A 15,247-nucleotide genomic window follows, 5' to 3' on the forward strand; every position below is an offset into this window, starting at 1 on the left:
CCAAAATTGTTGATGCACTTGAAAAGATTAACCATCTCATCACACTTCACCATCGAAAGCAAATTTGTGTACAAATGGGCTAATATATGCCCGAATTATGGTAATATATGGAAAAATTGTGGTAATATATGCCCAAATTACGGTAATCATTGAAAAGGAGAAAAAGAAAATGCCAGAATTAGAGAGAGTAATAGAAGATAAATTGATTGAACAGCTGGTTTTTGGAGAGTCCCAATGGACTTACCGTGAAGATTTAAAGACAGAGGAAGATCTTTGGAATAATTTCAGATACATTCTGGAACAGAATAATAAGGCACGTCTGGATGGACAGCCTCTCTCTGACACAGAGTTTGAACAGGTTAAGAACCAGCTGCAGTTTTCTTCTTTCTATAAGGCTGGTGAATGGCTGGTTGGCGAAAATGGTAAGGCAATGGTTCATGTACAAAGGGACACGGAAAAATTACATTTAGTTGTAATGAATCATGAGCATATTGCAGGTGGAAGCAGTGTTTATGAGGTTATCAGTCAATATAATGCGTTAAAGGAAGATGGTATCACTACGGTTGCAAGGGACAGAAGATTTGATGTTACACTTATGATTAATGGACTTCCGATGATACATATTGAATTAAAAAACAGACAGCATTCTTATATGGATGCTTTTTATCAGATTAAAAAATATATCAGCGAAGGAAAGTTTACCGGAATTTTCTCAGCTGTCCAGATGTTCGTGGTCAGTAATGGAGTAGACACAAAATATTTTGCTGCGGCAAGTGATACGGAGTTGAATCCTAAATTTATGAGTGGCTGGGTAGATACAGAGAACAATCCGGTGTCCGATTATATTGATTTTGCAAAAAAAGTTCTTCGTATTCCGGAAGCTCATGAAATGATTGCAAGATATACAGTTCTGGATGAAGACGCAAAACGACTGATTTTGCTTCGACCATATCAGATTCATGCCATTGAGTCCATACGTGAGGCATCAAAGACAGGAAAATCAGGTTTTGTCTGGCATACGACCGGATCGGGAAAGACGCTTACTTCTTATAAAGCAACCAGAAATTTATTGATGGATATTCCTGCGATTGATAAAGCAATCTTCTTGATTGACCGTAAAGATTTAGATACTCAGACTACTATGGCATTTCAGGCTTATGCGAATAATGATCTGGTTGATGTAGATGAAACGGACAATGTAAATGATTTAAAAAAGAAATTAAAATCGGATGATCGCCAGGTAATCGTTACAACCATTCAGAAAATGCAGATTCTGATCAGCAAAAGATTACAGGAAGGAACATCGGAATATAACAAGATTAAAAACCTGAAAATTGCTTTTGTAGTAGATGAATGCCACAGGGCAGTGACTCCGAAAACAAAGCGTGAACTGGAACGCTTTTTTGGAAGATCACTTTGGTATGGTTTTACAGGAACTCCGAGATTTGCAGAGAATCCATATCCGCAGATGGGGGATCTGCCACGTACAACGGAAGAATTATATGGAAAAAGACTTCATAAATATACAATCCAGAATGCAATTCACGATAATGCAGTACTTGGCTTTCAGGTAGAGCATAATGGTCCGAAAAATATTACAGATGAGACGGATGCCAGTGTATATGACAATGAGGTACATATGCTCCGGGTATTAGATATTATTTTGAACAAATCCTATCACAAGCTGGGATTTCAGAACGGGAAAGGGCAAACATATGAAGGACTTTTGACAACAAGTTCCATCCAGACAGCACAGAAATATTATGAGCTTCTGACGAAGGTGAAAAATGGAGAAACTTCATTAAAGATTGATGAGAAGATCAAACAGGTACTTCCTGATTTTCCGAAATTTGCAATTACCTATTCGGTAACAGAAAATGAAGAAGGTTCTCACGTAAACCAGGAAAAGATGCAGAAATCCCTGGATGACTATAATCGGATGTTTAGTACAAAATATGAGCTTTCTCAGATCCAGGGGTACAATGGAAATCTGAATAAACGTCTGGCACGGAAAGATGCAAAATTCAAGAGCAGAAGTGAGCAGTTGGATCTGGTCATCGTGGTAGACCGGCTGTTGACAGGATTTGATGCACCATGTATGTCTGCCATTTTTATTGACAGACAGCCGATGGGACCGCATGATCTGATACAGGCGTTTTCAAGGACAAACCGTATTTTCGATAAAAACAAAACATATGGTCAGATTGTTACCTTCCAGGCACCAAAGTTGTTTAAAGAAAGTGTTGATAATGCAGTGAAATTATATTCTGCGGGAAGTACAGGAACAGCAATTTTAGCAGAATGGGAAGAAATAGAACCGGCATTTCGCAAATCTTTGGCAGCATTAAGAGTATCAGCAGAAACACCGGAAGAAGTAACAACGATGTCAGTCAAAGAGAAAAAAGTGTTTGTTAAGATTTTCCAGACTTTTGACCGATTATTTGCCCAAATCAAATCATTCACCCGATATGATGACAGTATGCTTGAGAAATACGGTATAACAGAAGAGGAATATGATAAGTATGCCGGAGTCTATAAAAATGCCGTAGAGGAGATAAAAACAGCGGAAGGTGACGGTAATGATCCGGGAAAAGAGGCATCGGAAGATGAAATGATAGATATGGATTATGAACTGATGGCTTACAGCAGTACAAAGATTGATTATGAATATATTATTAATCTGATCCAGAACATTGTAGCACCGAATGAAGGAGCGGAAGCAGTATCTCCGGAAGAACGCCAGAAACAGATTGAGGAAGTGAAACAGTATATCGAAGAAATGCAGAAAGACAATCCAAAAGTTGCCGATATCATGGCTGGTCTGGTCAGTGAAATCGAGGCAGATGAAAATAAATACAGAGGTCAGTCTATTCGGAATATTGTAGAAAATATAAAGCAAAACTGTATTGACAAGGTAATTTCAGATTTCTGCGTAACCTGGTATGCATCGAAAGAAGATGTTATGTATGCAGCTCTTCATTACAGAAATGGAGAAATACCAAATGAGAGTGTGATCAAAGCAACCATTGACTATCAAGGCTACAAATCTGCACAGGAAAAGGTACTTCCAAAATTCAAATACTATGCGAAGTGCATGTCAGAATTAAAGAAAATACTGGATAAAGAAATAAAACCACTGATTCGTCTTGCATAAAGAAAAAAACAGGTTATTAATTGTCTGTATCAGCGTAAGTGATTCAGGAAAGGAAGATAATTTATGCAGCAGGAAACAGAAAAAATGCAACTGTTTTATGAGTATTACAGACAATGGATTGACGTGTATAAAAAAGGAGCAATCAGGGATGCAACGATGGCGAAGTATCTGATGGCACAGAAATGGCTGGAAAAACTTGCACCGGAATTAAGGTTATGTGACCTTAACAGGATCGCTTATCAGAAATTGTTGAATGATTATGCCAAAGAACACGAGCGACAGACAACACTGGATTTTCATCATCAGCTGAAAGGTGCAATCCTTGATGCAGTAGATGAAGGAATAATAGGAAGAGATCCTACCAGAAAAGCAATTATTAAAGGGAAGGCTCCAAGAGCAAAAAAAATAAAATATTTAAGTCAGTTTGAGTTGCATACTTTGATCGCAGACCTGAATATCGGAACAGAAGTGAACTGGGACTGGTTTATTCTCCTTGTTGCCAAGACCGGTATGAGATTTTCAGAGGCACTTGCGATTACTCCGGCAGACTTTGATTTTGCCAGACAGACATTGTCCATCAGCAAAACATGGGACTATAAAGGAAACGGCGGATTCCTTCCGACAAAGAATAATTCATCTGTGAGAAAAATTCAGATTGACTGGCAGATTGTTGTGAAATTTTCAGAGCTGACCAAGAATCTGCCGGAAGACAAACCAATCTTTGTCGGGAAATCGAAGATTTACAATTCTACAGTGAATGATGTACTTACTAGACATTGTAAAGCGTGCGGAATTTCAGAGATATCCATTCATGGACTCAGACATACCCATGCATCCCTTCTTCTGTTTGCCGGTGTATCAATTGCCAGCGTAGCCAGACGTCTTGGACATGCTAGCATGACAACAACGCAGAAAACATATCTGCATATCATTCAGGAACTCGAAAACAAAGATGTTGATCTGGTAATGAGAACATTATCGGGATTATAAACACAAAAAATAAAACAAGATCACTTACGCTGATCTTGCAAAAAAGATATTGACAAATCAAAATGAACGGTGTATGTTTTCAATATGAACAGTGTTCACGTTGGAAAGTAATAATAAGCAAATTAGAAATATTGGAGGTGAAGTTGTGAATCATCTTGCTACTTCAAAAGAAGACATATTGGCTGCCAGCAGGGAATTGATCAAAGAAAATGGCTGGGCTGCTGTAAGTATCAGGGCTGTTGCATCCCGGTGTTCTGTTTCTGCCGGTACAATTTATAATTACTATGAATCGAAGGCGGTCTTGCTCAGTGATACAATAGAGAGTATTTGGCACGAGATTTTCTTTCATTCCCAGGATGAACAGGTCTTTGATGATGTTACAACCTGCATCTTATGGATTTATGAACGTCTGCAATATGGAAATAAGCAATTTCCGGGTTTTTTTTCATTACATTCGTTTGGATTTATGAGAGAAGAAAGAACGGATGGTAAAAAGAGAATGATGCAGACCTGGGGGCATATCCTCAATGGACTGTGCGATGTCCTGAAAAATGATTCTAAGATCCGCCCGAATGTATTTGACCAGCAATTTACGGAAAAACAGTTCGCAGATATATTATTTTCGCTGATGTTAGTGTCGATGATCCGTCAGGATTATGACCCTTCACAAATAGTGATGCTTATAAATAAAACATTATATTAAAATTCTCCCACAGATCATGTGGGAAAATTTTTGAATCAAAATGAACGGTGTTCATATATTGGATTTCCATGTGAGCATAAAAGTGGGATGATAATCCCACGATATGCGAATACTGAGGTGCTATGTGCCGGTGGCACATGTTTAGCACCGACCGAAGCGGAGCGTAGAAAGGATTGTGGGAGTGCAACGCACGGAACAATCCGTAGGCATCATAGTTGGGGACTTTTGACACCCACATCATAAAATTTCAAAATAAGAAAGGATGTTTATTATGCAGGCAATTGTAGAAACTTTATTTGATACCGTATATTTGATTTCGGTAATCACAATCGGAATTTTAATGATCCGTCAAAGTAAAGGAAACCGTCAGTTTACTATGTTTGGAATTATGGCAGTTCTTTTAGGCAGTGGAGATGCGTTCCATCTGATTCCACGTGCAACGGCACTTTGTACCACCGGTCTTGAGAACTTTACTGTACAGCTGGGGTTAGGTAAGTGGATCACCTCTGTTACTATGACGATCTTTTATGTTGTGCTTTATCATATCTGGCGTGAACGTTATCAGGTTAAAGGGCATAAAATAACCACAGCTGCAATCTACGCTCTTGCAGGATTGAGAATTGTTTTGTGCATGATGCCTCAGAATAACTGGCTTGCCACAGATGCTCCGCTTTCCTGGGGTATTTACCGTAATATTCCATTCGCATTGATGGGGTTGATTATCATTGTTCTGTTTTATAAAAGTGCAAAAGAAAAGAATGATAAATCTTTCCGCTGGATGTGGCTGACAATCGTACTGAGCTTTGCTTTCTATATTCCGGTTGTATTGTGGGCGGATGTGATCCCAATGATCGGTATGCTGATGATTCCTAAAACATGTGCCTATGTATGGACAGTGGTAATCGGCTATAAGGCAATGAAAAAAGAAATAGCTTAAGAGCATTAAAATGAGTATCGGCTCTGTTGTTTTCACAGAGTCTGAGGTGCGGCAGCCTGAGAAGCAGGAAAAAATCGGATACTTACAAACAGGTACTTGACTTCAAGTGTACTTGATGTGTTATTCTTTTATAGAAAGTAAGGATTCTGTACAGACTCAACACGTTTTTTTACAGAGTCTGGCATTAAGGATGCAAAGGTACGGGAAACTTACGGAAGAAAATATATCAGGAGGAACTGACATGGGAAAATCTACTGTTTATTTTACCGATTTTCGCTGTCCGGTAGGGACCAGCCAGCTGGACAAGCTGAAAAAACTTTGTATTGCTGCCGGCATCAAAGACATTGATATGGATGGAAAGTTTGTGGCGATCAAGATGCATTTTGGTGAACTTGGAAATATGGCTTTCCTTCGACCAAATTATGCAAAGGTAATCGCAGATCTGTGCAAGGAGCAGGGCGGAATGCCGTTTCTGACAGACTGTAATACACTGTATCCGGGAAGCAGAAAGAATGCACTGGAACATCTGGACTGTGCAAATCTCAATGGTTTTAATACAACTACGACCGGATGTCAGATTATCATCGGAGATGGCCTGAGAGGAACGGATGAAGTAGAAGTTCCGGTTGTAAACGGAGAATACTGCAAAACGGCTCTGATCGGACATGCGATCATGGATGCGGACATTTTTATCAGCCTGAGCCATTTTAAGGGACATGAGACAACCGGATTTGGCGGAGCCATTAAAAATATCGGTATGGGATGCGGAAGCCGTGCAGGAAAAATGCAGCAGCATGCAAGCGGAAAACCGGCAATCAATACGGAAGTCTGTCGTGGCTGCCGCCGCTGTGCAAAAGAATGTGGAAGCGATGCGATCACTTATGTAAATAAAAAAGCAGTTATTGATTATGATAAATGCAAAGGATGCGGACGCTGTATCGGAGCCTGCAGTTTTGATGCGGTATACAATCCAAATGACAGTGCAAATGAGCTTCTCGACCGTAAAATGGCAGAATATGCACAGGCAGTCTGTCACGACCGTCCGCATTTCCATATCGCACTGGTACAGGATATCAGCCCGAACTGTGACTGTCACGGTGAGAATGATGCACCGATCCTTCCGGATATCGGAATGTTCGCAAGCTTTGATCCGGTCGCACTGGATCAGGCATGTGCAGATGCCTGCCTAAATGCAACACCGATTGCAAACAGTCAGCTTGGAGAACATCTGGCAGAGCCGGGATGGCATTGCCACCACGATCATTTCAAAGATTCCAATCCGAATATCGAGTGGAAAGCAACCCTTGACCAGGCAGAAAAGATCGGACTTGGAACAAGAGAATATGAGTTGAAGAGAATCAAATAGGATATGTATTTTGAATACGGAGAAAAGGAACTTATCTATCTGAAACAGAAAGATAAACGCCTCGCTGAGGTGATCGATCAGGTTGGCATGATTGAGCGAACGGTTGACGATGATCTGTTCTCATCGGTGGTTCATCATATTGTCGGTCAGCAGATCTCGACCAAAGCACAGGCTACGATCTGGCAGAGAATGAAGGATTATCTTGGGACAGTCGATGCGGACACGATATTAAATGCAGGTGTGGAACATCTGCAGCCGCTTGGGATATCTTTCCGGAAAGCGGAGTATATCACAGATTTTGCGGAAAAAGTAAAAGACGGCAGTTTTGACATTGAAGGCATCTGGAAAAAATCAGATGAAGAAGCGATTGAGGAATTGTCATCACTGAAAGGCATCGGTGTCTGGACTGCGGAAATGATCCTGCTGTTCTGTATGCAAAGACCGAATGTGCTGAGTTTTGGTGATCTGGCAATACAGCGTGGGATGCGGATGATTTACCATCACAGAAAAATCGACCGCAAACTGTTTGAAAAATACCGCCGCAGATTAAGTCCGTACTGCAGCGTGGCAAGTCTGTACTTCTGGGCAGCAGCCGGAGGAGCGGTGCCTGGTCTGAAAGATCATGCACCAAAATCCGGTGCTGATTGCAAAAAGAAAGCAGGAATACGATGAGCGAATTTATCACTACCTATACCGGAAAACATTTTAAACCGACGGATCCGAATCCGGAGCTGATCGATATACCGGATATTGCCCATGCATTGTCGTTGATCTGTCGGGGAAACGGCCATGTAAAGACCTTCTGGTCAGTGGGACAGCACTGTATCTGCTGTGCGAAAGAAGCGGCGGCAAGGGGACTGTCTGATCGCATGGTACTTGCCTGTCTGCTTCACGATGCCAGTGAATGTTATATGTCCGATGTGCCGTCTCCTTTTAAGAAAACATTGCCAGAATATCAGGAGCAGGAAGCATATTTGCTGCATTTGATTTACGAAAAATTTCTGGGATCAGATCTGACAGCACAGGAGCAGGCACAGCTGGAAGAGATCGACCATGCGATGCTCTGGTATGATCTGGACGGGCTGCTTGAAAAGCAGGACGGGGAGCCGCCCAAGCTTCATATCGAGCTGGATTATACCGTAGAGCCTTTTGCAAAAGTGGAGGCTGAGTATATCCGGATTTTTGAAAAATATTCCAGATCAGAGAAATAATGTAAAAGAGAAATAGTCATAAATTCGAAATTTTTCGCATAGGATTAAAATCATAAGATTCTATTTGAGAACATTGTCCGACAACATTTATCTGATATGCCACCAGGAGAAACCAACAGAGCATAAAACTATGAAAAAATTTCGGAAACAAGACAGTGAAAAATATTTTGAAGAAAAGAAACCAGTCAGGCTGGTCGATACGCAGGAATATATGGAAATGATACGGGCACTCCTGGAAGATGGACAGGAAGTCAGCATGATCGTCACGGGAAACAGCATGCGTCCGTTTTTGAAACATGGACGGGACAAAATCTGCATGAAAAAAACAGACCGGAAACTAAGAAAAGGCGATATCGTATTTTATCGCCGTGAAAATGGGCAGTATGTAATGCACCGGATTTTAAAATGCGGGGATCAAAGTTATACGTTGCTTGGCGACGGTCAGATTGTACCGGAATCGGGAATCCGTCAGGAGCAGATTTTTGCCAGAATCACCAAAGTACAGGTGCGGGGAAAATGGATCGGACCGGAAAATTTTCGGTGGAGATTTTTTGAACATATCTGGATTCGTTTTTGTGGTATCAGGAAACTTGGGTTTTCTTTTTCTTCAAAGGTGCAGAATTTAAAAAAAAGCAGTAAGGAAATACATAACGAAACAATAAGAGCAGCAGGAAAATGGAAAGATGGGACATTTCAGGAAATCTTTGATGACTGGAAATGGATTTTGCATTACAGTGTCAGATATCGATGGACCATCTTTTTTTATACATTTCTCGGAACGGTAAGTACCTCTCTTGGACTTCTCAGCAGCATTGCAGGAAAATATCTGATTGATATTGTTACTGGATATCAGATGAACAAAGCGGGCATGATTTTTGGAGTTATGGCAGGAAGTTTTGCAGTCAGCCTGATTCTGAATGGCGGTATCAGCCGTATTATGGTAAAATTGAATACGAACATCAGCAATGATATTCGGGCAGATCTTTTTGAACAGATTCTGGATGTCAGCTGGCTGGAACTGAACAAGTATCAAAACGGTGATATGCTCAGCCGTTTCAATCAGGATATTGAAACAGTGGGCAGCAATGCCGTCAGCTGGCTTCCGGCGGTCGTGATCGCATTCTATCATTTTCTGGCAACATTTCTTGTGCTTTTTTATTACGATAAGGTCATGGCAGGGATTGCACTTGGAAGTGCTCCGTTTGTTGTTCTGATGTCACAGTTTATGATGAAAAAACAGCGGGACTGCCAGAAGAAAGTGCGTGAAATGAGCAGTCGGATGATGACGTTTGAGGCAGAAACTTTTTACAATATGGATATGATCAAATCGCTTGGCATTTCTTTGCACTGCAGCACCTGTCTGAAAAAATTGCAGGAACAGTATAAAAAAATAACTCTGGATTACAATTTGTTCAGCATCAAAACAAAGGCAGTTTTGTCGGTGCTTGGAATGGCAATTCAGTTTACTGCATTTGGGTATTGTCTGTTCCGCTTATGGACACATGCGATCACTTATGGCACGATGACTTTATTTTTGCAGCAGAGAAACAGCCTGTCTGGGGCATTTCAGAATCTCGTGTCGATCATTCCGTCTTTTCTGAACAGTTCGGTTTCTGCACATCGCCTCCGGGAACTGACAGAGCTTCCCAAAGAAATACATAGCATACAAAATCAAAAGGATCTGTTTTTGACAAAGGGCGGACTGGAAGTTCGTCTGGAAAATGTGACATTTTCGTATACAAAAGGAAAACAGGTGTTTCGGGAGTCTGATTTTTGTGCCTGCCCGGGAGAAATCGTGGCACTTGTCGGGACATCCGGAGAAGGGAAGACAACGCTGCTGCGTTTGATCCTCGGCTTGATCGAGCCGGATACAGGAAAGGCAATCTTAAAGGCACAGGACGGAACGGAGCAGAAGTTAAATGCAGACACAAGAGTATGCTTTTCATATGTTCCGCAGGGCAATACACTTCTTGCTGGGAGTATCGCCGAGAATCTGAGTATCGCCAAAGAAGGAGCATCCAGGGAAGAAATGAAGACGGCTCTTGAGATGGCATGTGCGTGGGAATTTGTCAAAAAACTGCAGGAAGGACTGGAGACAAAACTGGGTGAACGCGGAAAAGGGCTTTCCGAAGGACAGTCGCAGCGGATTGCCATCGCACGGGCATTGCTTCGCAATGCACCGGTGATCCTTCTGGATGAAGCAACTTCCGCACTTGATGAAGAAACAGAGAAAAAACTTCTGAAAAATATACTGGAAAAAGCACCGGAAAAAACCTGTATTGTGACAACGCATCGCCCGGGGGTTCTGAGGCTGTGCCGGAGAGTTTACCGGGTGGAAGACGGAAAGATTGCAGAGATGAGTGATCTGGGAGAGGAAAGAAAATAGATGATAAACGATAGGATACGGAATTGTTGAATGAAGGGGTAAAAACTATTATTAAGATTGGTATTGTATGTTCGGGTAAAAAATGCAAATAAAAACGAAATAGTATGAAATAATCAGGCAGAGAGAAGATACTGGAGGAATATCACATGGAGATAAAAAACGCCGCAGATCAGGACCGGGCGTATAAGGCAGAATTTCCGGAACTGCCGATGCAGTGGAAAAATTATGGATATGAGATTACGGAAAAGCTTGGCGAAGGGATTTCCGGAAGTGTATATAAACTGGTGAAAAACAAAGGGGAGGCAGATGAGGAAATTTCCGCTCTTAAAATGATCAGCTGGACATTAAATAAAAAAATGGTTTACAGAGAATACGGAAATGACTGGGTAAAGGCCAGAAGAGACTTTACCCAGTTCTTTAATGATAAAGTGGCACATGAGGTCAGCCGGCTGGAATCTTTTGCAGGGGCAGAAAATATTGTGCAGATCAAGGGAAGCTGCCTGGAAAAGATGCCGGAGGAGAATTTCTGGAAACTTTATATTCAGATGGAGTATCTGGAAGATTTCACGGAATACCTCGGAAAAAATTACATGGAAAAAAATGAAACAATGGATGCGGAAGAAGTGATCCGATTTGGGATCGAGATCTGCTCAGCACTTGAAATCTGCCATGAAAAAGGGATCATTCACCGGGATATCAAGCCGGATAACCTTATGGTCTCAAAAGAGGGGCAGTTTAAACTGGGAGACTTTGGCATTGCCAGGGAGCCGATTTCGGGAACGATGACAGTCGCAGGCACCCCAGATTACATGGCACCTGAGGTCAAAGAGACAACGATTTATGATAAGACAGCGGATATTTATTCCCTTGGCCTGGTGCTTTATTATCTGTCTAATGATTTCAGACTGCCATTTGCAGATGTCGCAGATCCAGAGGAGCGGATCAACCGCAGAATGAAAAAAGATGCCGTGCTTCCGGAGCCTGAAAATGCTTTTGCGGACATGCGAAAGCTTATTTTAAAAGCATGTGCTTATGATCCAAAGGATCGTTATCAGTCGGCAGGAGAAATGAAAAAAGCATTGGAAAACATCCAGAAGCATCCGTATGGACTTTGTCCGAAATGCGGAAAAGTTCTGGTGAAAAAACCGGGACAGTATGGTGCCTTTGTAGCCTGTACAGGATACCGAAAAGGAAATCCGGATTCCTGCGATTACCGCATGAATCTAAAAAAAATGATGGAACAGCTGAATGCAGGAAAAGAACAGAATGCATAGTGACGGAAACATTTAAAAAACACATTAGAAAACAGATAAAAGGATGGAAGAGCTATGTCTGAAATAAATATCATGGATTTTGATCCTTCTTCTTCAATTAAGTCTTATAACTTTACCAATACAGCGATCAGGAGATTTTATGATACGATTGATTCGGAACAGTTTAAAGATGAAAAAAAAGAGAAGATCTTTGAATATCTGACCGGTGAAATGGAGATCGTTCCATTTAACGATCAGTTGAAACGATATCTTTATGAAAAAAATGAAATGCAGGAAGCATTTCGCAGTGTGACCAATGAGCAGTATGTCGCTCTGATCCTGGATGGATTTGAAAAAAATGACTGTCTTGCTTCCGTTGGGGCGAAAACAAAGCAGGAGATGAAGCGTAAGGCGAACCGCTGGATCGCAGCAGAAAGTGTAAAACGTGAGAGTATTTTTCAGATGGGATTCGGGCTGGATATGGACGATCAAACAATTTCCAAATTTCTGACGCTCGTGCTCAAAGAGGGAGATTTTGATTTTTACGATCCGAAAGAAATTGTTTACTGGCATTGCAGACGTACCGGGAAATCTTATGCCGCGGCAGAAAAACTGCTGGAAGAATATGCAGCTGAGCCTTCCGATACATCTGTACGGAAAGATCATATGTGGGAGGCCATGCAGAATACACCGAAACTGTATGTAAGCACGGAAGACGGACTGAAAAAATATCTGCATTATATTAAAAATTTAAATATTGCAGATAAACGTGAAAACAGAGCAAGACAGGTATTTGAGCGTCTGTATGAGAGAGCAAAAGAGACCATTGCAAAACATATGAACCGTTATCCGGATGAGAAAGAAGTTGAGCCAAGAAGATTTACAGCAGGAGATATCAGTGCCGGAAAGATAGAAAGTGTGCTGTACACTGAAGTCCCGGTAACAAAAAACGGCAACATGAAATCATTTGCCTGCCTGAAAAAACAGTTTTCCGGAAAACGTCTGAGTCGCGAACGGATCAGCAAAGTTCTAGCCGGAAAACCGGTGGAGCGTTTTGATCTGATCACGCTGATCTTTCTGATCTATGCATTAGATGATGAAAAACTTGAATCAGGAGCCGGACCGCGTTTTTCAGCATTTGTGGAAGAAACAAACGAACTGCTTATGGAGGCGGATATGATGGAACTCTATCCGGTCAATCCATATGAAGCATTTATTCTGATGTGTGTCGTTTCGGAGGATCTTATCGATACTTTTGCATTGGTATGGAAGAAATCATATGAAGAATAATAATAGAATTTCCGTAAAAGCAGTGTGTGCGAGTATTACAGGAGCACTTATGGAACGGAATGAAGATAATTTCTGCTTTAATGGAATAGGTATGCCGGAAGTACATGATGATCTGGAAGAAAATTTAACAGCAGAAGTCGGCGGTCAGTGGGTCGCAGTATTCGACGGGATCGGCGGTCTGCCACGTGGAGAAGAGGCTTCTTATCTGGCTGCCAAAACGCTGCTGGACGAAGAACGGCCATGGACGGAGCAGGACGAGCAGAATTACGAAACCATTCTGCTGCAAATGCTGAAAAAAATAAATGATAATATCACAAGCTGGAGAAAAGACCGGAAGATCACAAAAATGGGAACAACGATGTCTGCATTGAAGTTTGGGCAGGAAGCAATCTACGGACTGTCGATCGGAGATTCCCGTATTTACCGCATGCATGATGGAAAACTGGAACAGCTGTCAACAGATCATACCTTTCGCCGGCCAGGCCATATGAAAAGTGCTCTGACTGAGTATCTCGGAAAAGAACATCAGGCAGAATTTCCGGAGAACAGTTTTTTCTGTGTGCCATATAAAAAGGGCGACAGATATCTGATCTGCTCAGACGGACTGACAGACATGCTGGAAGAATCCAAGATCAAAAGCCGGATGGAACAGCCGGTTGAAGAGGCCGTGACATCTTTGATCGAGGAGACAATCCGTATGGGAGCAGATGACAACACAACCATTATTTTGGCAGAGGTACAGAGCGAAACGGATGAGGTACAGAATGGCTCTGATGCGATGCAGAGTGAGTCAGATGCGGTCATGGGCAAACAGATCGAGTATATACAGGACGGAGCAGAGATCACAAGCGAAGAGTGGATCATGCAGCTGCAGCAGGAGAAATACCGCTCCTTTGGCTTTGAATACAAAAACTGGAAGAATGAAAATCTGATTTTCTACCGGACGGATCAGGATACAAACGAAAAACACTATTACAGCAATTTTGTCGGCATTGTAAGATGGGCGGATAAAATGCTGCTGTCACTTCCAAAATCTGTGAAACTGGATCAGAGCGAAGGCTATCTGAAAAAACTGGAAATGCTGAAGGTTTATGCAAAGCTTCTGGATCTTTATTTGGCGGATGTATGGGAAGCGGCAGAACGAAATCAGAAATGCAAACCGAAAAAAGCTCCATGGAATATGGTCAGTCAGAGTGTAGAACAGTGGTGTGCACAGACAGAAAAAGAGCAGGCAGATACCGCAGAAGTGCAGATCATCGCTGCGGTGAAATTTGAGAAAGTATACGAGTGGCTTCTTGGTTGGCTGTATGGCAACCAGATCAGCCTTTTCGGCGAAAAAGTATTTTTTGAAAGCAAAATCCTGGATCAGAAAGAGATCAACATCAATGAATGTCAAAATAATGTCTATTCCTGGAAAGTATATGGAAAAAGCGGAAACGGCATTCAGGACAGGACGCCGGTCTTTAAAAATCAGGAAAAAAAGAATATCCCGGATATCGTGATCGAGATGGATAAAGAAGATTCGGAACTGAAAAATGTCTGCTGTATTCTGGATGCAAAATATTGCGGCTGGGATGGAGAATCTTATATTTTGCCGGGAAACGCAGATATATATAAACAGTTCTTTTATCAGGAACAGTTTGTGAAGCTCTATTCGAAGCAAGCACCGGAAAAAGAAGTGAAGATTTATAACGCCCTGATTTTCCCGGATTATATGGGGGATACTGTTCGGACAAACAAAAACAAAGAAGGGATCTTAAGGCTCTGTGCAGTAGCAGCCTTTGATCTTCACAAAGACCGTACCATTGGTATCTGGCAGGTAAACCTGCAGAAACTGATTGAAGGACGTATCAGTTCCGATGAAGAGGTGCAAAAACGGATGCAGAAAAACTGCCGGGGCATTACGGAATCCTTGATAAAAACCGGCAAAGACTTCCTGCCGATGAGAACAAAATAA

General features: G+C 41.7%; 12 protein-coding genes. 11 read left to right on the top strand and 1 reads right to left on the bottom strand.

All coding sequences use genetic code 11. The features are described 5' to 3' along the window. Positions 1-169 precede the first annotated feature (169 nt). The 3 genes from ACLTL4_RS06320 (at position 170) to ACLTL4_RS06330 (ending at position 4,847) form a co-directional block, all read left to right on the top strand. A complete protein-coding gene (locus ACLTL4_RS06320) occupies positions 170-3,154 on the top strand; it encodes a type I restriction endonuclease subunit R (RefSeq protein ID WP_412320336.1) in 2,985 nt (994 codons plus the stop codon). A 63-nt stretch (positions 3,155-3,217) separates the two neighbouring features. Next, complete coding sequence (locus tag ACLTL4_RS06325; RefSeq protein ID WP_412320337.1) at positions 3,218-4,144, top strand: tyrosine-type recombinase/integrase; 927 nt, start codon at positions 3,218-3,220, stop codon at positions 4,142-4,144. A gap of 145 nt (positions 4,145-4,289) precedes the next feature. Then, on the top strand, positions 4,290-4,847 hold the full coding sequence (locus ACLTL4_RS06330; protein WP_412320338.1) for a TetR/AcrR family transcriptional regulator: 558 nt from the start codon (positions 4,290-4,292) through the stop codon (positions 4,845-4,847). Here the strand turns inward: ACLTL4_RS06330 and ACLTL4_RS06335 are convergent. Further along, positions 4,825-5,088, bottom strand: coding sequence for a hypothetical protein (locus ACLTL4_RS06335; protein ID WP_248834627.1), 264 nt, complete (start codon positions 5,086-5,088; stop codon positions 4,825-4,827). The two genes, ACLTL4_RS06330 and ACLTL4_RS06335, sit on opposite strands and share 23 nt — an antisense overlap. A gap of 30 nt (positions 5,089-5,118) precedes the next feature. Here ACLTL4_RS06335 and ACLTL4_RS06340 point away from each other — a divergent pair, with 30 nt between their 5' ends. From ACLTL4_RS06340 to ACLTL4_RS06375, 8 genes are all read left to right on the top strand, one after another. Further along, entirely contained in the window at positions 5,119-5,784 is a 666-nt protein-coding gene (locus ACLTL4_RS06340) for a hypothetical protein (RefSeq protein ID WP_248834628.1), read from the top strand. Between the two features lie 241 nt (positions 5,785-6,025). After that, positions 6,026-7,150: a DUF362 domain-containing protein gene (locus ACLTL4_RS06345; RefSeq protein ID WP_022117982.1), complete on the top strand. Its 1,125-nt coding sequence runs from the start codon at positions 6,026-6,028 to the stop codon at positions 7,148-7,150. Between the two features lie 3 nt (positions 7,151-7,153). Beyond that, positions 7,154-7,822, top strand: a complete 669-nt coding sequence (locus ACLTL4_RS06350; protein WP_022117981.1) for a DNA-3-methyladenine glycosylase family protein — start codon at positions 7,154-7,156, stop codon at positions 7,820-7,822. Further along, positions 7,819-8,361, top strand: coding sequence for a hypothetical protein (locus ACLTL4_RS06355; RefSeq protein ID WP_412320339.1), 543 nt, complete (start codon positions 7,819-7,821; stop codon positions 8,359-8,361). Before ACLTL4_RS06350 ends, ACLTL4_RS06355 begins: the two co-directional genes overlap by 4 nt. Before the next feature lie 130 nt (positions 8,362-8,491). Next, complete coding sequence (locus tag ACLTL4_RS06360) at positions 8,492-10,747, top strand: ATP-binding cassette domain-containing protein (RefSeq protein WP_412291506.1); 2,256 nt, start codon at positions 8,492-8,494, stop codon at positions 10,745-10,747. A 146-nt stretch (positions 10,748-10,893) separates the two neighbouring features. Further along, positions 10,894-12,021, top strand: a complete 1,128-nt coding sequence (locus ACLTL4_RS06365; protein ID WP_412291505.1) for a protein kinase domain-containing protein — start codon at positions 10,894-10,896, stop codon at positions 12,019-12,021. Between the two features lie 54 nt (positions 12,022-12,075). Then, complete coding sequence (locus tag ACLTL4_RS06370; RefSeq protein WP_022117977.1) at positions 12,076-13,290, top strand: hypothetical protein; 1,215 nt, start codon at positions 12,076-12,078, stop codon at positions 13,288-13,290. Continuing rightward, positions 13,280-15,247: a PP2C family protein-serine/threonine phosphatase gene (locus tag ACLTL4_RS06375; protein WP_412320340.1), complete on the top strand. Its 1,968-nt coding sequence runs from the start codon at positions 13,280-13,282 to the stop codon at positions 15,245-15,247. Before ACLTL4_RS06370 ends, ACLTL4_RS06375 begins: the two co-directional genes overlap by 11 nt.

The organism is Hominisplanchenecus sp. (genome assembly GCF_046967715.1).
Taxonomy (GTDB): Bacteria; Bacillota; Clostridia; order Lachnospirales; family Lachnospiraceae; genus Hominisplanchenecus; species Hominisplanchenecus faecis.